Source organism: Blastopirellula retiformator (genome assembly GCF_007859755.1).
Lineage (GTDB): Bacteria > Planctomycetota > Planctomycetia > Pirellulales > Pirellulaceae > Blastopirellula > Blastopirellula retiformator.
Window position 1 is genome coordinate 284,026 of the sequence record NZ_SJPF01000005.1, and the last position, 21,698, is coordinate 305,723.

Annotated in this window: 15 protein-coding genes and 1 tRNA gene; 5 read left to right on the plus strand and 11 right to left on the minus strand. The window is 59.8% G+C overall.

The window, feature by feature from the left end; translation table 11 throughout:
* Positions 1-61: 61 nt before the first annotated feature.
* Positions 62-1,405, minus strand: a complete 1,344-nt coding sequence (gene glmM, locus Enr8_RS21330; RefSeq protein WP_146435578.1) for a phosphoglucosamine mutase — start codon at positions 1,403-1,405, stop codon at positions 62-64.
* A gap of 179 nt (positions 1,406-1,584) precedes the next feature.
* Between glmM and Enr8_RS21335 the strand changes: the two genes are divergently transcribed.
* Positions 1,585-3,393 (plus strand): phospho-sugar mutase, encoded by a 1,809-nt coding sequence (locus Enr8_RS21335; protein ID WP_146435580.1) that lies wholly within the window; start codon positions 1,585-1,587, stop codon positions 3,391-3,393.
* A gap of 207 nt (positions 3,394-3,600) precedes the next feature.
* The gene (locus Enr8_RS21340; protein ID WP_146435843.1) at positions 3,601-4,845 is read left to right on the plus strand and encodes a UvrB/UvrC motif-containing protein; all 1,245 of its coding nucleotides are present in this window, start codon (positions 3,601-3,603) and stop codon (positions 4,843-4,845) included.
* 174 nt (positions 4,846-5,019) lie between these two features.
* Here Enr8_RS21340 and Enr8_RS21345 read toward each other — a convergent pair whose 3' ends face one another.
* Positions 5,020-5,484: an FKBP-type peptidyl-prolyl cis-trans isomerase gene (locus tag Enr8_RS21345; RefSeq protein WP_146435583.1), complete on the minus strand. Its 465-nt coding sequence runs from the start codon at positions 5,482-5,484 to the stop codon at positions 5,020-5,022.
* Positions 5,485-5,743: 259 nt separating this feature from the next.
* Between Enr8_RS21345 and Enr8_RS21350 the strand changes: the two genes are divergently transcribed.
* Positions 5,744-6,883 carry a hypothetical protein gene (locus Enr8_RS21350; RefSeq protein WP_146435585.1) on the plus strand — a complete coding sequence of 380 codons (1,140 nt, stop codon included), beginning with the start codon at positions 5,744-5,746 and terminating at the stop codon, positions 6,881-6,883.
* 212 nt (positions 6,884-7,095) lie between these two features.
* Here Enr8_RS21350 and Enr8_RS21355 read toward each other — a convergent pair whose 3' ends face one another.
* The 3 genes from Enr8_RS21355 to Enr8_RS21365 all read right to left on the minus strand — a co-directional run bounded on the left by Enr8_RS21355 (position 7,096) and on the right by Enr8_RS21365 (position 13,536).
* Positions 7,096-8,553, minus strand: a complete 1,458-nt coding sequence (locus tag Enr8_RS21355; RefSeq protein WP_146435588.1) for a DUF1501 domain-containing protein — start codon at positions 8,551-8,553, stop codon at positions 7,096-7,098.
* A 49-nt stretch (positions 8,554-8,602) separates the two neighbouring features.
* Entirely contained in the window at positions 8,603-11,668 is a 3,066-nt protein-coding gene (locus Enr8_RS21360; RefSeq protein ID WP_186767782.1) for a PSD1 and planctomycete cytochrome C domain-containing protein, read from the minus strand.
* Positions 11,669-11,949: 281 nt separating this feature from the next.
* Positions 11,950-13,536, minus strand: a complete 1,587-nt coding sequence (locus Enr8_RS21365; RefSeq protein WP_186767783.1) for a C25 family cysteine peptidase — start codon at positions 13,534-13,536, stop codon at positions 11,950-11,952.
* A gap of 258 nt (positions 13,537-13,794) precedes the next feature.
* On the opposite strand from Enr8_RS21365, the gene Enr8_RS21370 reads away from it, so the two are divergent.
* A tRNA-Gly gene (locus Enr8_RS21370) sits at positions 13,795-13,865 on the plus strand.
* A 255-nt stretch (positions 13,866-14,120) separates the two neighbouring features.
* On the opposite strand, the gene Enr8_RS21375 is transcribed toward Enr8_RS21370, so the two are convergent.
* Positions 14,121-17,288 carry a bifunctional proline dehydrogenase/L-glutamate gamma-semialdehyde dehydrogenase gene (locus tag Enr8_RS21375; RefSeq protein ID WP_246120194.1) on the minus strand — a complete coding sequence of 1,056 codons (3,168 nt, stop codon included), beginning with the start codon at positions 17,286-17,288 and terminating at the stop codon, positions 14,121-14,123.
* 293 nt (positions 17,289-17,581) lie between these two features.
* Here Enr8_RS21375 and Enr8_RS21380 point away from each other — a divergent pair, with 293 nt between their 5' ends.
* Entirely contained in the window at positions 17,582-18,337 is a 756-nt protein-coding gene (locus Enr8_RS21380; RefSeq protein ID WP_246120195.1) for an AraC family transcriptional regulator, read from the plus strand.
* On the opposite strand, the gene Enr8_RS21385 is transcribed toward Enr8_RS21380, so the two are convergent.
* From Enr8_RS21385 to rpsP, 5 genes are all read right to left on the minus strand, one after another.
* Positions 18,332-19,399, minus strand: a complete 1,068-nt coding sequence (locus Enr8_RS21385; RefSeq protein WP_146435848.1) for a PLP-dependent cysteine synthase family protein — start codon at positions 19,397-19,399, stop codon at positions 18,332-18,334. The genes Enr8_RS21380 and Enr8_RS21385 overlap by 6 nt on opposite strands.
* A 168-nt stretch (positions 19,400-19,567) precedes the next feature.
* Positions 19,568-19,981, minus strand: coding sequence for a YraN family protein (locus tag Enr8_RS21390; protein WP_146435596.1), 414 nt, complete (start codon positions 19,979-19,981; stop codon positions 19,568-19,570).
* A 165-nt stretch (positions 19,982-20,146) separates the two neighbouring features.
* Positions 20,147-20,497: a 50S ribosomal protein L19 gene (gene rplS, locus Enr8_RS21395; RefSeq protein ID WP_146435598.1), complete on the minus strand. Its 351-nt coding sequence runs from the start codon at positions 20,495-20,497 to the stop codon at positions 20,147-20,149.
* 21 nt (positions 20,498-20,518) lie between these two features.
* Entirely contained in the window at positions 20,519-21,226 is a 708-nt protein-coding gene (gene trmD, locus Enr8_RS21400) for a tRNA (guanosine(37)-N1)-methyltransferase TrmD (RefSeq protein ID WP_146435600.1), read from the minus strand.
* A gap of 6 nt (positions 21,227-21,232) precedes the next feature.
* Positions 21,233-21,676: a 30S ribosomal protein S16 gene (rpsP, locus tag Enr8_RS21405; RefSeq protein WP_146435602.1), complete on the minus strand. Its 444-nt coding sequence runs from the start codon at positions 21,674-21,676 to the stop codon at positions 21,233-21,235.
* Positions 21,677-21,698 lie beyond the last annotated feature (22 nt).

The following is a 21,698-nucleotide window of genomic DNA, read 5'->3' on the forward strand; positions in this document are numbered from 1 at the left end:
CGCGAAGACGCGATAAGAACATGGCGCCAGGTATTCGGCCGTAAAAGCATGCCACCAAGCTTTACGCCCCTTGCATTACCTTGGCCGCTTCCTGGCACAGCTCTTCGGTCCGGTCGATGTTCGGGCTTTCGGCGATGATTCGGACGATCGGTTCGGTGTTGCTGCCGCGGATCAATAGCCAGGCGTCTTCCCAGGCAAACCGCAGTCCATCCAAGCGGCTTGCGTCCACGGTGGAGAAGTGGGCGACCAGCTTGTCGAGCGACCCGGCCAGTTGCTCGCGATCGAGCGGCATCGTCGTTTTGAGGATCTCAAACCGCGGGATCGAATCGGTTAGCGTTCCGACCGTCTTGCTAGTGGCCGCCATCGTGTCGAGGATCAGCGCCATACCGACAAAGCTGTCGCGAATATAGCCGACGCGTGGATCAATTGGCCCGCCGTTTCCTTCCCCGCCAAAGACCGCCCCTTGGGCGATCATCATGTCGGTCACGTTCGCTTCGCCAACGGCCGAGCGAAAGATCGGGGCGCCATGCTTCTTAGCGATCGCTTCATTCATCAAACTGGTGGCGCAATTGATCACCACCGGGCCTGGGCGACTGGTCAGGACATGATTTAGGCAAAGTGCGACCGTGTACTCTTCGCCGATGTAGCGCCCGGCCGAATCGATAATCGCCAGGCGGTCGGCGTCGGGGTCTTGGCAAAAGCCGATGTCGGCGCCCGACTCGACGACTTTAGCGCGAACGCCTTGCAGGTTGGCCTCGGTCGGCTCTGGGGTATGCAGAAAATTGCCGCTGGCCTGATCGCCGAGGATTTCAAACTCACAGCCGAGCGCTTCGAGAAGCTTTCGCCCCAGCAAACTGCCAGCCCCTTCATTGGAATCGAGCAAGACGCGGAAGTTCCGCTTGCGAATCGTGTCGACATCCACGATGGCGAGCACTTTTTCGAGATGCGCCGAAAGCGTATCGTCGCACGGCGAAGTGGCGCCTAGCTTCTCGTGCGGGGCCCAAGCGGCGGCGCCGCTGCGGTAGGCTTCCAGCACCCGTTCCCCTTGGTTGGCCGGAATAACGCGGCCGTCCTGCCCCATCAGTTTGATGCCGTTGTACTGCGGCGGATTGTGACTGGCCGAGATCTGCACCGCGCCGCCGCAGCCATATTGGCGGGTCAAGACGCCCACCGTCGGCGTCGCGGCGATATCGGCCTGGATGACGTCTCGGCCGCAAAAGTTGAGCGTGCCGGCGATCAGCTCGGCCAACGGTTTGCCGCTCGGGCGTCCATCGCGGGCAATCAAAATCGGGCCCGGGGCCGCCTGTTGAGCAAAGGCGGCGACATATTTGACCGCAATCTCTGGGGTGAGCGATTCCCCCACCACGCCCCGCAAACCGGAAACGCTGATGATCGGGTCCTTCACGGTTTCTTCCTTGTTGATGGTACGGTCGCGAAAAGGGGCGGCTGTGCGTTCCCGTTCAATGTCCCCGCAGACGCGCAATCAAGTCAAGGGCGAACTGTCGATGCCCGATTGATGCTTCTTTACCGTCCCCCGTAAAATTGGGGTCAGAAAATACAGCCGTACTGCTTGAAGGAGCACTGATGTCGAGCGAAGTCGATTCGTTGTTGAGCCAGGTTCAAGGCGCCGTCGCCGCCGAAAAAGTCACCGCCAGTGCGGCGGAAAACATCCAGATCTGGCTCACCCAACCCCGTTACGCGGCTTACGCTTCGCAAGTCGCCGATCTGATCAAGGATGAAAAGTGGCAGGCCCTTGATGACGCGTTCTGGACGGTGATTCCCTTCGGCACCGGTGGTCGTCGCGGTCGGATGAACCCGGTCGGCTCGAACGCAATCAACGAACGGACCATCGGCGAAAGCGCCCAAGGTCTCGCTTCGTACGTCAAAGAGACGGTCGAAGGTCCGTTGTCGTGCGGCATCGCCTACGACACCCGGCATCGGTCGCGGGAATTCGCCGAGTTGTGTGCCCGGATCATGGTCGCCAACGGCATCAAGGTCTATTTTCTGGACGACTACCGCAGCACGCCGGAACTGTCGTTCCTGGTTCGCTACAAGAAGTGCAGTTGCGGCATCATGGTGACCGCCAGCCACAACCCGCCCAGCGACAACGCCGTGAAGGTTTATTGGTCGACCGGCGGTCAGGTTCTACCGCCGCACGACAAGGCGATCATCGACCGGGTGATGAACGTCGAAGCGCTGCCGCTGGAGGTGGTCTTTGACGAGGCGGTGGCGAAGGGGGATGTTGAGATCTGCACGGCTGAAGTCGACTCGGCGTTTATCGACGTCGTGAAGGCTCAAAAGTTCGCCGGCCCGCGCGACTTGAAGCTGATCTACTCGCCGCTGCATGGCGTCGGCGCTTCGGCGGTGATCCCGGCCCTGGAAGCGGACGGCTTTACCGACATCGAGGTCTACGGTCCGCACGCCGAACCGGACGGCGATTTTCCGAACGTGCCGGGGCATGTATCCAATCCAGAAAACCCGGTGGTTTTCGATGCGATCATTGACCGAGCCAAGCAGGTTGGCGCCGAATTCGTCATGGCGACCGACCCTGACTGCGATCGCGTCGGCTGCGCGGCGCCGGTGACTTCCGACCTGCAGGGAGAGTGGCGTACCTTCAACGGCAACCAGATTGGCGCCTTGCTGTGCGATTACGTCCTGAGCAAGAAGAAAGCTGGCGGCTCGGTCGCGGCCGACAGCTATGTGATCAAGACGCTGGTGACGACCGAAATGGTTCGCCGCATTGCCGACAGCTACGGCGTGAAGACTCACGGCAACCTGCTGGTCGGCTTCAAGTACATCGGCGGCACGATGGACGAAGTCGGGCCCGACAATTTCCTATTCGGCTGCGAAGAGTCGCACGGTTACTTGGTTGGGCAGTACGCTCGCGACAAAGACGCGGCTGTGGCGTCGATGCTGCTGGCTGAACTGGCGGCCGATTGTAAGGCGAACGGCCAGACGTTGCACGAGCGGCTGGAGTCGCTCTGGTGGCAGCATGGCTACCATGCAGAGCACCTGCTGAACCAGAAGATGGAAGGTTCCGAGGGGATGGCCAACATGAAAAAGCTGATGGCCAAATTCCGCGAACAGCCGCCACGGTCGCTGGCCGGGCTGAAGCTGGAGCGCGTCCGCGACTACAAGAATGACGTGATCGTCACCCCCGATGGCGAAAAATCGCCTCTCGGCGGACCTGCGGGAGACATGGTGATCCTCGACCTGGAGGAAGGGAACTATGTGGCGGTTCGTCCGTCCGGGACCGAGCCGAAGGTGAAGTTCTACATGTTCACCTTCGTCGAGCCGGAACAACTGTCCTTGCTCGACATGGCGAAAGAAGCGATGGCCGAGCGGATCGCCGCCCTGGAAAGCGAGCTGAAAGCGTTCGCTGCGGCGACATAGCCGATCCTGCCCTGCCCGAATTCAGTCGACGCTCTACAATGAGGGAGAATTTTTTCTCCCTCATTTTTTGTGCGCATGACCGACTCCGCCGAAGCCCCGAATCCGCCAGAGAACCGCTCGACCGAGGGGAAGCCGCAAGAGCATGTCCCCTTTACGTTGACGGCCGACAAGGTTCGCAAGTTTCCGACCACGCCTGGCGTTTACCTGATGAAGGATATCCAGGGCCGGGTGATCTACGTCGGCAAGGCGAAGAACCTGCGCAGCCGCGCCGGCAGCTATTTCAACGCCGAAGCGGCGTCCGATATTCGAACCGGCTATTGGGTGGGAGAGATCGCCGACGCCGATTTTGTGGAGACCGACAGCGAGGTCGACGCCCTGCTGATGGAAGCTCGGTTGGTGAAAGACATCCAGCCCAAATACAACAAAGATCTGAAGGACGACAAGTCGTTCCCGTACCTGATGATCACGCAGCGGGAAGACTTTCCGCGGGTCGAGTTTACCCGCGAGCCGCAAGAGAAAAACGCCAAACTGTACGGGCCTTTCGCCAGCGCCGGGGCGCTGCGAGGCGCCATCCAAGTGCTGCAGCGGATCTTCAAGTTTCGGACCTGCAGTCTGGACATTGACGAAAACGACGAGCGCTGGAAGTGGTTCCGCCCCTGTCTGTTGGCGAGCATCAACCAGTGCACCGCGCCCTGCAATTTGCGAATTACCAAAGAGGAGTATCGCAAAGACATCCGCCGGCTGCAGATGTTCTTGGAAGGAAGCCGCGATCGGCTGCTGAAGCAACTGCGGGAAGAGATGTTGGAGGCCTCCAAGACGCTGCAGTTTGAGAAAGCGGCGAAGCTGCGCGACGAGATCGACATGCTCGAGCGGCTCGACGAGCGGGGCGAGCTAGAAACGCACGCCCAGCCCGAGGTTTTTTACATCGATCCGAAAAAAGGACTTGCCGGTTTGCGGAAAGTGCTGCAACTGCCGACCACGCCGCGGTCGATCGAAGGGGTCGACATCGCCCACTTGCAGGGCGGGGAAACGGTCGCCAGTCTGGTGCAGTTTTTGGATGGCTTGCCGTTTAAGCCCGGTTATCGCCGTTACAAGATCAAGAGCGTCAAAGGAGTCGACGACTTTCGCAGCATCCACGAAGTGGTCGCGCGGCGGTTCAAGAAACTACACGCCGAAGGAGAGGTTTTTCCCGATATCCTGTTGATCGACGGCGGCAAGGGGCAACTGAACGCCGCGCTGGCCGCCTTTCGCGATTTGCAGATCGAACCGCCCACCTTGGTTTCGCTCGCCAAGAAGGAGGAAGAGATCTTCCGCCCCGGCCAGGCCGAGCCGCTACGTCTTAGCCGCCACGCGTTTGCGCTGCGGCTGCTGCAATATGTGCGTGACGAGGCGCACCGCTTTGCGCAGCACTACCACCACATATTGCGTAGCAAGAGCACGTTTGGCGAATAACTGGCTGGGAAGCGGTCGCGCTTAGCAGTCCGTTGATTTTCTCAACGGGCTGCGTGATCGCAGGGATGCGATCCCAAAATAGCGACGGAAGTCGTTATTTTGCGAGCCGCGAAGAGCTATGCTCTGAGCCTGGCGAGGTTGGAAAATGCCACGAGGGCATTTTTCAACAGGCAGTTAGTGAGCGTGACCGTGCTCGATCTCTTCGGGCGTCGCTTCGCGAACGTCGCGGACGACGACGTCAAAATGAAGCGTCATGCCGGCCAGGGGGTGATTACGATCGACAATGGCGACGCCATCCCCCATCTTGGTCACGACGGCGGCGAATTCTCCTTCGTCTTCCGTTTCCAGGACCAATTCCATGCCGACCTGGACCTGGCTCGGATCTTCAAAGGCGTCGAGGTCGATTTCCATGACGTCGTCTTCGTCATACTCGCCGTAGCCTTGATCAGGCGGAACGACAATTTGGAAGATGTCCCCCTTTTTCTTGCCGTCTAGCGCCGACTCCATGCCGGGAATCAGCGCGCCGATTCCGTGCAGGTAGACTAGCGGATCGCCGCCGCTAGAGGTGTCGATCAGTTCGCCGTCGTCGTCTTTCAAGGTGTAGTCGATGGTGACGACCGAATGTTTGCCAATTTTCATCTTGCAGCCCTAGTGAGAGAAAGATTGCCTGTAGTCTAAGTTCCCAGGGCCTGTCTAGCTAGTTGCAAAAGTGGGGGAACGACTAATTGCCGTTTTTCCGCTAGATTCGCGATTTGCGGGTTGTTCAGGCTGTTCGTAGGGGCTTGCGAAAAGATTGTCGAAATGACAGCACTTCTCTTTTCCGTTTGCGGCGACGGAATCGATAACAAAAGGGCGGCAAACACGGAAAGAGAACGCAATTTCGCCACGGAGGAAATCTATGTCTACTCGTTCAAAATATCACGATTCCAACGCTCATAACGCTTCTGGCGATGAACGATCTGGACTCGTCACCTGCGCCCTGGTTCTGCTCGGCATCGCCGCCGGCGCCGCGGGCGGAATGTTCTTCGCTCAGCGCGACTTTCATCGTGAGATCGCCACGTTGAAGGCCGAAGTGGCTGAGTCGCGGCATGACATTCAAGTCTTGACCGGATACGCAGACGACGCCGGCCGAACCAATTCGCTGCTGAGCCAACTTCGCCGTCAACGCACCTCGCTGGCCGAAAACCAACTGCTGGCCGGCGAACTGGAGCACACGCTCGCCAAGGTCGAAGCGGCGGCGCTGCGAATCGACGACGCAAAGGCGGTGTTGGCCCGCATGGAAGACCTGCAAGAGCAAATCGTCAACCAACAGTGCCTGGCCAGCGAACTGGCGGCCGCCCTCGATCAGCAGAAAACGGTCCAGTACCAGCTGATCGACTTGGCGACCGACCATGATTCGGCCAAGCATTCGCTTGACGCGCTCGCCAGCAACCAGTCGCGAATGCAGGAAATCGCCGATTCGCTCGAAGAAAACGAGCTGACGGTCGATCGAGTCGCCAGCGTATTGGACAAGCAGGTTCGTCTGGGAGACGACATCGCTTCGGCCCAAGCGGCGCTCGATTTGGCCGCCGAAGTTGCGGCTGACTCGGCCGAACTGCATGGCGCCCTGGCCGATAATCATCGCAACTCAGAGCGGGCGTTGTCATCGCTCGACGAGATGGTCTGGATTTGCGAATACCTGAACTCGCAATCGCCGCGACTGGCGATCACCCAGGCCAACTTGCGTCAGATCGATGAGATCCAGAAAGAAGCGGCGACGCTGAAGGAATCGGTCGGCGGTCTGGTAGAAAACGTCGAAACGATCCGAGGTTTGAATCGCTCGCTCTCTTCGGTTGTGACGACGACCGTTGGCATGCGAAGCGGTCTGGCCGAAATCATGCTGCTGGAACCGGCCGTCCGTCAGCTGGCGAGCAGCCATCGTGAACTGGAGCAACTGGTCAACGGAACGCCGCAACTGGACGTGCAATCGCGAGCCCGGCAGCTGATCGCCGAGCATGGCGAACCGAAGGAAACGGTCTACGTCAGCCAGAAGCCGTAACGAGAACACCGTGGCAGGAGTCCCGTGGCAAGAGTCCCGTGGCGAGGGCAGTCGCCGTCGGCGCGAAGCCCGTGGCAATAACCTGTTCTCTTCTCCTCTCTTCCGTGGCAACCTTGGGAGAGGGAACAAGTCAAGCGGAGCGTCGGCGGCTGGGATCAGCGAGACATGATCGCTGGTCCCCAGCGAAAGAGTCAATCTAACGACAACCTGTTTTACAACAGGATGTCGTGGACCGGGTGTTGTTCTTCAACGCCGGTCAATCGCATGTCGAGACCTTGGAACTGCACCGACAACTTGCGGTGGTCGATTCCCAGACAATGCAAAATTGTGGCGTTCAGATCATGGATATGAACCGGATTTTGCGTAATGTTGTAGCTGAATTCGTCGGTCTCGCCGTAGACGAGGCCCGGCTTAATTCCACCGCCGGCCATCCAGACGCTGAAACAGCGGGGGTGATGGTCACGACCGTAGTTCTCCTTCGACAGGCCTCCTTGGCTGTATACGGTGCGACCGAACTCGCCCCCCCAAACCACTAAGGTGTCGTCGAGCAGACCTCGTTGCTTCAGATCTTGAATCAACGCCCAGGCGGGTTGGTCGATGTCGCGGCACTGCTTGGGCAAATCGCCGGCGATGTTGCCATGTTGATCCCAACCACGATGGAAAATCTGCACAAACCGGACATCCCGTTCGATCATGCGACGCGCCATCAAGCAGCTCGAAGCGAACGTACCGGGCTTGGTCGCCTCGGGGCCGTACATATCCAGCGTATGTTGCGTCTCGCCGCTCATGTCGGTCAGTTCCGGAACCGACGTCTGCATGCGGAACGCCATTTCGTACTGGGCGATGCGGGATTGCGTCTCGGGATCGCCAATTTCGGCCAACGCTTGTTGGTTCATGCGGCCGAGCGAGTCGAGCATCTTGCGGCGGATGTCGCCGCTAACGCCGTCGGGATTCGATAAAAAGAGAATCGGGTCTCCTTGGCTGCGGAGCGAAACCCCTTGGTATTTGCTCGGCAAGAAACCGGAGCCCCACAGACGGTTGTAAAGCGCCTGGGCGTCGCGACGACCGCTCCAACTGGGCGTCATCACGACGAACGACGGCAAGTCTTTGTTTTCGGAGCCCAAACCGTAGCTGAGCCACGAACCAAGGCTAGGACGCCCCGGCAACTGATTGCCAGTACAAATGTAGGTGATCGCTGGATCGTGGTTGATCGCCTCGGTGTGCAGCGACTTGACGATTGCGATATCGTCCACCATTTTCGCGGTGTGGGGCAGCAGCTCGCTGACCCAGGCGCCTGACTTGCCGTGCTGCGTGAACTTGAACTTGGAGGGAGCGATCGGAAAACGCGTTTGTCCCGAGGTCATCGTCGTCAGACGTTGTCCTTGACGAACCGATTCGGGCAAGTCTTTGTCGTACCAGTCGCCCATCGTCGGTTTGTAGTCGAGCGTGTCCATCTGGCTCGGGGCGCCGGCCATGAACAGATAAATCGCTCGCTTCGCCTTGGGGGCGAAGTGAGGTACCGACGGCAAACCGCCGGAAGTCGACAGCGGCGCGGCGGCAGCCCGCTCTGGCAGCATCGAACTCAGTGCGGCGGTTCCCAGTCCTAAACCGCCAAGCTTAAAAAAGTGGCGGCGCGAGAGGGCTTGCCCATACTCTTGGCGAGGATCCATATCTCATCGTTCCTTGAATCGGACGGCTGGAAATTTCCGCCGGCGATCGCTAGTTCTTGGTAATGACTTCGTCCAGGTTCAGCGCCAAGTTGGCCGCCAAGGTCCATGCGGCGGCTGCGCTGAGGTCAATGCTCTCATCCCGCTTCACATCGCCGACCGCCACCAGCGCGGCGGCCGCATCGGGATTGGCGGAAAAATGCTCTGCGGCGGCATCCACCAGTTTCACCACTTCGGCAACTTCCTGCTCGTGCGGTTGGCGGCTCAGGCACAGCTGCAGCATCCACTCGGCCCGCTTTTTCGACGTGTCGCCACCCTCTTTGATCGCCCGGGCCCCCAGGGCGCGAGCCGCTTCAACAAACTGCGGGTCGTTCATCAACATCAGGGCCTGCAGCGGCGTATTGGTTCGCTCTCGACGGACGGTGCACGACTCGCGCGAGGGAGCGTCCAGCGTGCTCATCTCCGGCGGCGGCGAAGTCCGCTTGATGAAGGTGTAGAGCGTGCGGCGATGCACTTTCTCGTGCCCATCATCCGCTTTGAATTTAGCGGTATTGCTGCTGCCATAACCGACCGCTTCCCACAAACCGGCCGGTTGCGGCGGTTTGACGCTGGCGCCGCCAACCTTGTCGACCAATAGCCCGCTGACGGTCAAAGCCTGGTCGCGGATCATCTCGGCATCGAGACGATACCGCGGGCCGTGCGAGAAATAGCGGTTGGCCGGATCTTTGGCGACCTGCTCGGCGGTCATCTTCGACGACTGGCGATAGGTCGACGAGAGGACGACGCGACGCATCATCTTCTTGACGTCCCAGCCATCTTCGATGAACTGTGAAGCGAGCCAGTCGAGCAGTTCCGGGTGCGTCGGCGGTTCCCCTTGCAGACCAAAGTCTTCCGAGGTTTTCACCAGGCCGGTACCAAAGACCTGCTGCCACAGCCGATTGACGGTGACGCGTGAGGTAAGGGGGTGCGACGGATCGACCAGCCACTGGGCTAGGCCCAGCCGATTGACCGGGGCGCCTTCTTTCATCGGCGGCAACATCTCTGGCGTCGCTCGCGGCACGACGTCGCCCAACTGATCGTATTCGCCTCGCGCGAGGATGTGCGAGGGAACCGGGGCTTTCTTTTCTTTGGAAATCAACGTCGTGGGGGACGCCTTGGTAAGGGTGTCGATTGTCTTTTCGTTGTCGGTTACTTTCTTGTGTAGCGGCGCGAATTGGTCGCGGGTGTCGGAGTAGGCGTACTCCAGGAAATAGTTCTGCAGCTTCGTCTGTTCCGCTTCGCTCCGTTTGCCCGTTTCCTTTTTGGCGATCGCGACAATGTCTTTCGGCTCAGACGGCTTCTTGGCCGCCGCCAGTTCGGTCGACCACTCGGCCAGTGAGTGATAAACCTTGCCGCGCCCTTCGCGAGTCAGGATACCCGCCTTGTCCCAATAGACCGTACCGCCCCACTGCGTGAAGGCCCAGCCATTGAGCTTGTCGCCACGTTTCAGATCGAGCAGTTCGACAGGAATTTCCAGTCGCACCCACTCTCCGAGTGCCGGAAGATCGCCTTGACGCGTGAGTGAAACAGTTCCATCCGAGCCATACGGAATCAGGTTTTCGCCCCAGTAGACGCGTCGCTCCCAGTTGCCGGTATTCCACTGCAGCATGATCTCTTTGGGCGGATCGGCCGGGTCGAGATAAACATGGGCGAACAGCACATCGCCCTCGTACACGTCGAGCGGCGGCTTCGCTTCGGTAAAGAAGTGCTGGTCAAGCGCTTCGCTGGTTCGTTTGGTCGCACGCTTGCCGGAGAGAACCGGTTCGGGCGCCTCAACCCATTGCCACGGATAGCTGTTCGATCGCAGTTTGGCGCCTGAGGGCGCATCGTCGTCGATCCACACCAATTCGGTCGGCGGTTGTTCCTCGATCGAGCCAGTAGCCGGTTCTTGATACTGAATCGCGGCGAGTTGTTCGCGGATCGTCTTCTTCGTCGCGTCCAGCTCTTGCTTCAACGAGGCGATTTTTTGTTGATCGTCGGCCGAGATCATGCGAATGGTCGGCGCGTGATCTTTCGCGTTGCCGTCCATCGGGTTGTAGTCAAAGCTGTTGAAGAAGGCGTACATCGAGTAGAAGTCGTTCATCGTCAGCGGATCGTACTTGTGATCGTGACAGCGGGTGCACTCGAAGGTCAGTCCCATAAAGACCGTTCCGGTAGTGGTGACGCGGTCGATCACGTTCCGCATTTCGACTTCTTGTTTGATCGATCCCCCTTCGCTGGTCGTCACATGGCAACGATTGAAACCGCTGGCGATCTTTTGCTCTTCGGTCGGGTTTTCCAGCAGGTCGCCGGCCAGTTGTTCGACCGTGAATTGATCAAACGGTTTGTTGTTGTTGAAAGCTTGAATCACCCAGTCGCGATAGAGCCACATCTCGCGGTAGTTATCCAGATGCAATCCATGCGTATCGCCAAAGCGGGCGGCGTCAAGCCAGAAGCGGGCCATGTGTTCGCCATAGTGGGGCGAAGCGAGCAAGCGATCGACCACTTTCTCGTAAGCGTCGGGCGAGTCGTCTTTGACGAACGCTTCGACTTCGGCCATCGTTGGCGGCAAGCCGGTCAGGTCAAACGTGACCCGGCGAATCAGGCGCTCTTTCGTCGCGACGTCCGATGGCGACATCCCCATCTTCTCGAGTCGGGCCAGCACAAACTGGTCGATGGGGCCGCGCGCCCATTCGGCTTGCTTCGGAGCGGGCGGCTCCGGCTTCTCCAGGCTTTGGAAGGCCCAGTGTTTTTCAAACTTGGCGCCGGCGGCGATCCACTGGCGAATCTTCTCGACCTCTTCCGGTTTTAGCGACTTGTTCGTCTCGGGCGGCGGCATTTGCAGCGAAGGATCGGTGCTGACGATCCGTGCGATGATCTCGCTGGCGTCGACGTCGCCGGGGGCAATCGGTCGTTCGCCCGAGTCCGCTTCGCCGATGGCGCTCGATTCAACGTCCAGCCGAAAACCACCAGCGCGATGCTCCTCGTCGGGCCCATGGCACGAATAGCAATTGTTCGAGAGTAACGGCCGAATATCGGCGCCGAAATCAATCTCGCCCTCGGCAAGTGCGGAACTCGTCCCCAGAAGCGAGGTCAGCACGCCAAGAATGATCCATGAGCAAGGAGAGTAAGTCGATAGAAATCTCATGCCATAACCTGAGAGGCGAGAGGTCAGAACTAACAGAAACGATCGGCGGGGGGGTGAGTAGAGGAACTCGCCCTAGTTTTGGTTGGGAGTTTTTGATAGTGGAATTGTATCAAAGGACGCCGCAAACATCGATCATTTGTTTGCGGCGAATCAGCTTCTGTTGCCGAAAATGGGCATTTTGGCGCAGCAAGACTTCACAAGAAAGCGAGGAAAAAAGGCAGTCCCTTAAAGGGTTACGGTGTTTGTGTATTTGCTTCCGGCGGAGCGACTTTGACGTCGCAGGCTCCTAGCGCACAAACATCGGCGCCTTCGACAAACAGCCGCACATGACATTCGCCGGCGCAGTGGGCTGGCAGTGGGATGGTCGTTTCGAACGGTCCGGCCGCCAGGTCGATTTCGATGCTATGCCAACAGCGGTCGTTCGCCTGGCGATAGACGCTGGGGAAGTCGGGCAGGCTTTCGTCGTAATCGGCCCGCAGTTCCGGCTTGAACGTCAGCAGGTCGCGACGACAGACGATCTCGAGCCGACCTTTACCAGCGACCGGAGAGACGCCGCTGACCAACAGCGTTTCGCCCGCCGTCGCTTCGGCCGGCGAATTGATTTCAGCCGCTTGGGTACGGGGGAGTTTCAACAGCGGATCACCGATCAAATTAAACAGCTGCACATGCTCGCGGCGTTCGTCTTTTAGTAGCTCTGGCTTGGGGCTGACGAGCCGCGCAAGCGAATCGAGCAACTTCCGATTGCCTCCCTTGGCGGCGGCGTCGACCATGTCCCGCTTGGCGTACAGGATCAACTCCCCGAGCGTCTCGCGATTGTTGTGGAAGTATTCTTCCAGCATTTCGGCGCCCATCACCGACATCGCGTACGGCATCGTCACGCGCGAACCTGCATAGACCGCGACTGGTCCTCCCTGGCGCCGTAGCATCTCTTCGGCCAGGCAATCATTCGGCTCGTCAAACGCGCCGGTGTAGCAGGCCAGGAAGATCGCGATCGGCGAACCGTTTTGGCAGTTCAGCCGACCAACGTCGTTCGCTTGAAAGATCGGGTAGTATCGGCGGTTGGGCACATGGATGTAGTCCAAGTAGCGTCGCTGACCATGACCAATATAGATCCAGAAGAGGCAGCCGTCGTTCAGCTGGTTAACCGTTTCGTCTTGGAACTCGCGCGGGTCAGGGCAGTAGGGACTGCGCCAACTGGCGTAGGCGACTTGGGTTTCAAACGACGAGGGGACTTCGTCGGTCAGGAACTTTTTGGTGATTGATTCCATCATCGAATCGGCCAAGAGACCAAACCCGCCGACTCCGGCAACGACGTTTAGTTGACGCCGCCAGGCGCCGGGAGCATCGTCTTGTTCGTAGGTCAGGATCTTCGCAACGACCGTTTCGAGTTGCTGCGGAGTTCGAACCGACAAGCGGCCGACGGCCACGTCCGGGATTAGGTCGTCATCGATGTCGGCGTAGTAGTTGTCGGTGGCCAGAGTTGGCTCGGAACCAAAATGAACGTTGACTACCGCGGGCATCTCGTGAGTCGGAACGGTCGGCGAACCAGGCGGCGCGTCGGCGCCCGGAACATCGCCAACCAACACGACCCACCGCAGGGGGCCCGACTTGGCCGTCTCGCGAATGGCGGCGCGAATCCGCTCTTTGGAACCGGTCTCGGTAATCAGCCCGATCTGGTGACCTTGCGAAGCGCGATAGTCGAGCCAGGGACGTAGGGCCGGGACCAGCGACTCGGGGCAGACGACCAGCGTATCGGTCGGCGGTTGCGGCGCGGCGCCGAGCGTCAACGTGGCCAGCAGAGCTGCGATCGCGGCGTGCATCGGTTCCTCGGACGTATGCAGGAGCGGAAAGCGGCGTCTTCGGCCGATCATTGCCGGACGCTAAGGGGGGAGGAAGTGTACTCGCCGGGGCGGTCGGCGGGCAAGGCGCATCTTTCCCTCAACTTAGACGATTGTTACCGCCATAACGATCTTACCAGCGGAAAATGGGAGAAGTTGCGGCCCGATGCGGGATCGTGCGGCGGATCGCTTGCCGCGGGGCCGCCGGACGTTATATTAACACGGTGCGTCAGAATTTACGCGGGTGTAGCTCAATGGTAGAGCCCTTGCTTCCCAAGCAAGTTACGAGGGTTCGATTCCCTTCACCCGCTCTTTGCTAAGAGCCGGTTGGTCTTTCCACCAGGAAAGAACGAGCCGGCTTTTGGCGGTTCTTGGCCGAATCGTCGCTAGACATGCTAGCAGCGGCCGATTTCCTAGCAGTCCGTTGATTTTCTCGACGGACTGCGTGATCGCACGGATGCGATCCCAAAATAACGACGTAAGTCGTTATTTTGCGAGCCGCGAAGAGCTATGCTCTGAGCCTGGCGAGGTTGAAAAATGCCACGAGGGCATTTTTCAACAGGCAGCTAGGCGTGATCCTCTGGCAATTGGATGATCTGCCCGTACCGGTGCAGGGTGCGGGTGATCGCCTGTTCTCGCAGCCAATAGCGTAGCTCGACATAGCCATTGGCGGTCAACGGCGCGTCGATCCAATTGAGGCCTGCCTCGTGCATGGCCGCGAGGACCGTGTCATTCACTTCGCCAACGGTTCGGAGGAACTCGAAACGCTGACCCTCTCGCGATAGGCGGGCGATGAAGTCGGCGTCCGGCTCCTGCGAAGCGATGCTGATTTCGAGCGGCGCGCCGGTAATCTGTGCGGCCAGCTTGGCCCGCGCAATGGTCGCTTCGTCCTCCGATGGCAATCGCAGTAGTACGCCGCCGGCCGGGCGATAGCGAAAGACGTTGCTTTCGCTTTCCAGGTGCGACGGATCGTGCTCCTGGGAGAAATACTCGTCCCACGCAGTTTGGTAGCTCGTCTCGACGATGGCGAGCGGCGTATCCGTCTGCTCGTCCGACCAGCGGGCGAACAGGGAAACATAGTTAGGGCCGCCCGCTTTGCTGCCGGGGCCGATCGACGACTTCTTCCAACCGCCAAACGGCTGACGCTGCACAATCGCGCCGGTCGTGGGGCGATTGACGTAGAGGTTGCCAGCCTGAACCGACTCGGTCCATTGCTCTTGTTCGCGCCGGTCGAGCGTATGGATGCCGGCGGTCAGGCCAAAGTCGACATCGTTTTGCCAGGCAATCGCCTGGTCGAGGTTCTCCGCCCGCATCAATCCCAAGACGGGGCCAAAGCACTCGGTCTTATGAAACCACGATCCCGGCTTCACGCCCAGCCGAATCCCCGGTGACCACAAGCAGGGATCGTCGGCCGACGGTTGGGGCCGCAGCAGCCAACTCTCTCCCACTTCAAGTTGCGTTAGCGCTCGCAACAGGTTCGGTTCCGGCTCGCGGATGACCGGCGTCACAACGCTGGTCCGGTCGGTGCTGGGGCCGACCTGCAGCGAGGCGGCGGCGTCAAGCAGCTGCCGCTGGAAGATCGGATCGTCGTAAACTTCCGCTTCAATGATCGCCAGGCTGGCGGCGCTGCACTTTTGCCCGGCATGGCGAAAGGCCGACTGCACCAGGTCTTTGACCGCCAGTTCGCGATCGGCCTGGGCGGTAATCACCAGCGCGTTCTTGCCGCTCGTTTCGGCATACAGCCGCAGCGAGGGACGCCATGATTGGAACATCCGGGCCGTTTGGTAGGCGCCGGTCAGCACGACGGCGCTCACGCGCGGGTCGGTGATCAGCCGCTTGCCCGTTTCGCCATCGGCACACGGATAGAACTGCAGCACGTCGCGGGGAACGCCAGCTTCCCAAAGCTGCTGCACCAATCGCCAAGCGATATCGGTCGTCTCGGGCGCCGGCTTCAGCAGCACCGCGTTGCCGGCCATCAGCGCCGCCAACACGCCCCCGCACGGAATCGCATAGGGGAAGTTCCATGGCGGCGTGATCACGACGACTCCCAGCGCTTGGCTGGCGATGCCAGGATGTTGCGGAAAATGTTCGGCATAATAGCGAGCGAAGTCGATCGCTTCGGAGACTTCGGCGTCGGCCTCGGCAATCGCTTTCTTGGCGGTCTGCTGCATTTCGGCGATCGACTCGAAGCGATGCTCCTGCATCACTTCCGCCGCATGACGCAAAATCTCGGCACGATGCGAAATCGATTCAGCTGACCAACGGGCGCCGGCGGCGACCGCCGTTTCGAGCGTCGCGTCTAAATCTTCCGCCTCCGGCGGCAGCGCCGGCGACCAGTTGGCGATCGCCTCGTCAAGCTGCGTGCGGGTTGCAAGTTGCGTCCAGTCGCTATCGGCCTGATTCATGAAGTGGGCGGCGCGATTGGGATCGGGGCAGGGGAGTTGGCGTCGCGACAAACTGGTGACATCACGGCGATGCTCCCAACCTTCGCGGAACCGCCGCTCTTGCTCTTTCCACGCAGCGGAATCCGGCGTCAGGCCGAACAAATCGTGCAGAAAGTTTTGCGGCGACGTGTTCTCGTCCAACCGCCGCACCAGGTAGGCCATCGCACTTTGGAAGTCCTTCTCTTGCACCGCCGGAGCGTAAAGGAGCAGCCCGCCTGCTTGCTCTTTCACGATCCGGGCCTGGTGATTGGCCATGCCTTCCAGCATTTCGATTTCGACAGCGTCGCTAGTCCCAAGCTCTTCACGCAGCGTCAACGCGAGCGCCACGTCAAACAAGTTGTGCGATGCAACGCCAACCCGCAGCACCGCGGCATTCTCGGGCCGCACGCAGAACTCCATCATCCGGCGATAGTTGGCGTCGGTTTCGGCTTTGGTGCGATAGGGCGCCGAGTGCCAGCCGTGCAGCTCCGCTTCGACATCTTCCATCGCCATGTTGGCGCCTTTGACCAGGCGAACCTTGACCTGGGCGCCGCCGGCGGCAACTCGTTCTTGGGCCCATGCGGCCAATTCCTGCAGTGCGTTCCATGAGTCGGGAATGTAGGCCTGCAGCACGATGCCGGCCGAATAGTGCAGGAACTCCGGCTCCGCCAAGACTTGCTGAAACGCTTCGAGCGTCAGACGCAGATCGCGATATTCTTCCATGTCGAGATTGACGAATTTGCCATCTGGCGCCGCCGCGCGATAGATAACTCGCAGGCGGTCTTTGATCGCCGTCAACGTCTGATCGTAGGCGGTCAAGTTGATCTGGCTGAAGACGGCCGAGATCTTGACCGACAAGTAGTTCACCTCGGGCTGCTGCAGATACTCGAGGGCAATCCGCAGACGATTCTGGGCTTCTTCCTCTCCCAAAACCGCTTCGCCCAGGTGATTGAGGTTGATCGAGAAACCTTGCGAGACGCGACCACGCACATACCGGCGCAGCTCGTCCATCTCGCCGTTCAGGATGACGTTGGACGAGTCGGCTCGCATCCGAGCGGCGATCAGCGGCATCACGATCTGCGGAGCGACGACGCTGGCGGCGCTGGCGATGCGCAGCAACATCCGATCAGTCCAGGAGAAGTACTGCGGCAACCCAAAGTCGCGCAAGAGACCCCGCCAACGCCGAGCCTGGATGTGCGGCTTGGCGCTGCGAAAGCTCTCGTCGACCATCGCCATGGTAAACGCCTTGCCGGCGGCGTCGTTCATCATGCGGGCAAGCTGTTGGCTTTGCTTTTTTTCGCCGCTCCGCATGCTCCGGTTTGCCGCGGAGAGCAAGCGTTTGGCCAATTCGACGGTTCGGTTGGCAATCGTCGAATTTAACATCTCATGACCCAAAGATGACTCGCTGGGGGGGCTGTTGTGAAATTGTTCAACAATCATGTCGAAAATGTCATCACTGCAGGAGGGGGGGGGCGCGAAAAGCCGGTTTTTTACAATTCTAGGTCTCTTCGCGCGAACTGTCTTGCGATTACAATTTGTTGCTGTGCAGAAAAACTACAAAGGCGGTTCGGCGGAAAACCGTTAATTCGTGAAGGGGACTAGCTTTGAATCGAGTTGCCTCGAGTTCGTCGCGGACCGAGATTTTTTCTGAATCGCCGGGTCTCGAGACGATGGAAACGTTGTTTCGCTCTTTGCCAAACGTCTTGTTTTGTATCAAGGATCGCGACCGTCGTTACGTCGCCGCCAATGACGCGTTGGTCAATGCGACGCTCAAGAAGACGGTCAGCGACGTGCTCGGTCGCCGCGCCATCGAAGTCTTTCCAGAGATGTTGGCCGCCGGTTACGAGCAGCAGGATGACGAGGTCTTTGAACGGGGCGTCAACATCGAAGATCGTCTCGAGATGATCACCCGCGCCGACTGCGACGTCGGTTGGTTCGTCACGCACAAGGCGCCGATTCATTCACGAACCGGCGAAGTGATCGCGCTGGCGGCGATCTCGCGCGACTTGGAAATCCGCGCCGATGAAGGCCAAGAGTTGGGCGCCGTCAAAGAGGCGCTCGATACCCTGCATCGCGACTACAGCAAGCCGCTGCGGATTGGCGAGCTGGCCGAACAGACGAAGATGTCGGCCAGTCAATTCGAACGCCGCATCAGCAAGATCACCGGCCTGTCGCCGCGTCAGCTGTTGACCAAGTTGCGGATCGACGCCGCCGCCAAACGGCTCCGTGAAACCGACTTGTCGGTTGGACAAATCGCGATCGATACCGGCTTTTATGATCAAGCGGCGCTCACACGCAAGTTCCGCGAAGTGACCGGGCTGACCCCGGCCCGCTATCGTCAGGCAACCAGCTCGCTATAAGCGGGCGGGCGGTTTGCCGGTGTCGAGAAACCCGTGGAGCCACGCTTCGTAGGGCGCTGGATCAAGACCCTGCTCGGCGACCCATGCGTCGTCGTAGTAGGTCGTCAGGTAGCGTTCGCCGCCATCGCAGATCAGCGTGACGACGCTGCCTGATTCGCCGCGCTCGATCATCTGGGCGACGATCTGCATGGTCGCCCAGAAGTTGGTGCCGGTCGAACCGCCGCACTTGCGATCGAGCAGGCATTCCAGCAGCCGGATCGAGGCCAGTGACGCGGCGTCGTCAACTTTGATCATCTTGTCGACGACGGTCGGTAGGAACGAGGCTTCGACCCGCGGACGCCCGATCCCTTCGATCCGCGACGGCTTGCTCGAGGTCACACTGCGGTCGCCAGTTTGATAGAAGTCGTAGAAGACCGAGTTCTCGGGGTCGGCGACGCAGAGCTGCGTCGAAAGCTTCTGGTAGCGGATGTAGCGTCCGATCGTTGCCGACGTGCCGCCGGTTCCGGCCGAGACGACGACCCACTTGGGCACCGGATCCGCTTCCAGTTCCATCTGCCGGAACATCGATTCGGCGATGTTGTTGTTGGCCCGCCAGTCGGTGGCCCGCTCGGCGAAGGTGAACTGATCCATGTAGTGTCCGCCGATCTCCTTGGCGATTCGCTCAGCGTGCGAATAGATGTCGCCGCCGTCGACCAGGTGGCAGATCCCGTCGAGGAACTCGATCTTCTTGATCTTCTCGCGCGACGTGTTGGCCGGGATGACCGTGTGAAACGGCAGGTCCAGCAACTGGGCGAAATAGGCTTCGCTGATCGCGGTGCTGCCGGAAGAGGCCTCGACGATCGGCGTCCCTTCTCGAATCCAGCCGTTGCAGATTCCGTACAAAAACAGCGATCGGGCCAGCCGGTGTTTCAAGCTGCCGGAAGGATGGATCGACTCGTCCTTCAGGTAGATCGAAATGTTCGGCAACTGCAGGCAAGGAACTTGGATCAGATGGGTGTCGGCAGAGCGGTTGAAGTCGCGATCGATCGCAGAGATCGCACGATCTACCCAGGCGGTGGTCATCGGCGGAACGCTATTGGTCAAAGTGGTTTACGAAGCGGAATCTAGGACTGTCCCACTCGCAGTCTAGTTCGCCACCGGGCGATTGCGAAAGGAGGTTTTCCGCCAAATGCCCGATTACTTTGTTCGTTAAATCGAGAAAATTGCCGACAGGCAGTCTGGCGCTGCGCTTCAGGAGAACATCTGGTAGTCGCCGGTCGGCTCGAACGCATTTTGAATGTGGTCGATCGTCGGCTGACGCTGATCGTCGGGCCAAGTGATCGCTACGACATCGAAGCGGGCTTTGCATTCCAGTAGGTTGTGACGGCGGAGATAGCTGAGCCCAAGTCGGGTCAGCTTCGCCTGTTTTACGGCATCGACCGCGTCGGCCGGATGGGCGGAGTCGCTGGTCGTGCGGGTCTTCACTTCGACAAAGACGACCGTGCGGCCATCGACGGCGACAATGTCGATCTCTCCCAGCTTCGAGCGATCGCTGCGGGCGATGATCTTGTAGCCGAGTCGCCGTAAAAAGCGAGCGGCGGCCGCTTCGCCGCGAGCGCCAAGCGACTGTGGCTTGCGCCATTGAGATAGCCAGCGAAACAGCATCAGGGGACTCACATCGTATGGATCTGGACGAACGGGTCGGCTTGATTATGGCGTGGCGAGCAAGAGAAAGCACGCAAAAACAGTGTACGGTCCGCGCATGCAAAAACCGCTCGGCCCAAATTGGACCGAGCGGTCTTGAATCAAATCGCTGGAGTGGACCGGAGCTTAGGCGCGGCGTTCGGCCAGGCGGGTCGCCTTACCAACGCGATCGCGCAGGTAGTACAGCTTCGCACGGCGGACGACCGACTTGCGGGTTGAGACGATCTTGTCGACCTTGGGGCTGTGGATCGGAAACTTCTTTTCGACCCCTTCGCCGCCGACGATCCGGCGAACCGTGAACATCTCACGGGTGCCGCTGCCGCTACGGGCGATCACGGTTCCGGTGTAAACCTGGATCCGTTCTTTGTTGCCTTCGAGAATCTTGGTGTGGACATCGACGGTGTCGCCGATTTCGAACTCGTCGACATCCGCCTTCTTGAAGGGGGCTTCGACCTTGTTCATCAGTTCTTGGCTCATAGTAACTTTCCTTTCCAGCGATTATTCGTCTTCTGACTCGCCTTGGCGATCGAGTAAATCGGCTCGCCGCCGTTGTGTACGTTCGATGCTTTGTTTTTTTCGCCAGGCGGCGATCTGGGCATGATCGCCGCTTAGCAGGACGTCTGGCGCCGCGAGGCCGCGATAGACGCGTGGTCGCGTGTATTGCGGAAACTCCAGCAGCCGGTTGCCCGAGCTAAAGCTGTCGTCGACGCTGCTCGTCTCGTCTCCCAGGACCCCTGGGATGAGCCGGATCACCGCGTCGATGATCGCCATTGCGGCGACTTCGCCCCCGTTCAGGACATAGTCGCCAAGCGAGATCTCCTCTGGCTCCAGGAGATCGCTAACCCGTTGGTCGAACCCTTCGTAGCGGCCGCATAGCAGCAGCAGTCGCTTCTCTTGGCTCAACTCTTCGACCAGCCGCTGATCGAGCCGCCTTCCTTGAGGCGTCAGCATGATCAAGCGACCCGGCTGAACTCCTTCACACTGAACCGCTTCGACGCACTCGACGACCGGTTCGGCTCGAATCACCATTCCCGCGCCGCCGCCGAAAGGTCGGTCATCGACGCGATTGTGCTTGTCGTTGGCCCATTTCCGCATGTCATGCGGATGGACCTCGACCAGGTCTCCTTCGATCGCCTTCGCCAGCAGGCTTTGGCCCAGGTAACTGGCGAAGATCTCAGGAAACAGAGTCAGGACGTCGAAACGCATGGCGAATTACTCGCCGCCTTCTTCCTTGGCCGGTTCTTCGGCCGGAGCTTCCGCCGACGCTTCGGCAGCTTCCCCTTCGGCGGGCGCTTCTTCAGCAGCCGGAGCTTCCGGAGCCTTTTCGGTGATCTCGACCTTCGGCGGCACGAACTTGGCCGTGGCCTGCAGCTTTTCGAGAGCAGCGGATTGGGCGTCGACGTGCGTTCCGTCGGTGCCGTACTTACGGATCAAGACGGCGACTTTCGGCGACGCTTGGGCGCCAACACCCAGCCAATAGTCGACCCGTTCGCGCTTCAGCACGACGCGGGCGTCTTTTTCCGAAACGAACGGATCGTAGGTGCCTAGATACTCGATCGCCTTACCATCGCGGGGCGAACGGGCATCCATGGCGCAGATCCGGTAAAACGGGCGGTGGGTTCGACCCATCCGCTTCATGCGAATTCGTACTGCCACGAACGATTACTCCTGTGCAATT

Excerpts from the sequence above, each read along its gene's own strand:
- Enr8_RS21335 (WP_146435580.1), top strand. The coding sequence starts at position 1,585 with ATGTCGAGCGAAGTCGATTCGTTGTTGAGCCAGGTTCAAGGCGCCGTC.
- Enr8_RS21340 (WP_146435843.1), top strand. The coding sequence starts at position 3,601 with ATGAAGGATATCCAGGGCCGGGTGATCTACGTCGGCAAGGCGAAGAAC.
- Enr8_RS21345 (WP_146435583.1), bottom strand. The coding sequence starts at position 5,484 with ATGAAAATTGGCAAACATTCGGTCGTCACCATCGACTACACCTTGAAA.
- Enr8_RS21350 (WP_146435585.1), top strand. The coding sequence starts at position 5,744 with ATGTCTACTCGTTCAAAATATCACGATTCCAACGCTCATAACGCTTCT.
- Enr8_RS21355 (WP_146435588.1), bottom strand. The coding sequence starts at position 8,553 with ATGGATCCTCGCCAAGAGTATGGGCAAGCCCTCTCGCGCCGCCACTTT.
- Enr8_RS21365 (WP_186767783.1), bottom strand. The coding sequence starts at position 13,536 with ATGCACGCCGCGATCGCAGCTCTGCTGGCCACGTTGACGCTCGGCGCC.
- Enr8_RS21375 (WP_246120194.1), bottom strand. The coding sequence starts at position 17,288 with ATGCGGAGCGGCGAAAAAAAGCAAAGCCAACAGCTTGCCCGCATGATG.
- Enr8_RS21385 (WP_146435848.1), bottom strand. The coding sequence starts at position 19,399 with ATGACCACCGCCTGGGTAGATCGTGCGATCTCTGCGATCGATCGCGAC.
- Enr8_RS21390 (WP_146435596.1), bottom strand. The coding sequence starts at position 19,981 with ATGCTGTTTCGCTGGCTATCTCAATGGCGCAAGCCACAGTCGCTTGGC.
- rplS (WP_146435598.1), bottom strand. The coding sequence starts at position 20,497 with ATGAGCCAAGAACTGATGAACAAGGTCGAAGCCCCCTTCAAGAAGGCG.
- trmD (WP_146435600.1), bottom strand. The coding sequence starts at position 21,226 with ATGCGTTTCGACGTCCTGACTCTGTTTCCTGAGATCTTCGCCAGTTAC.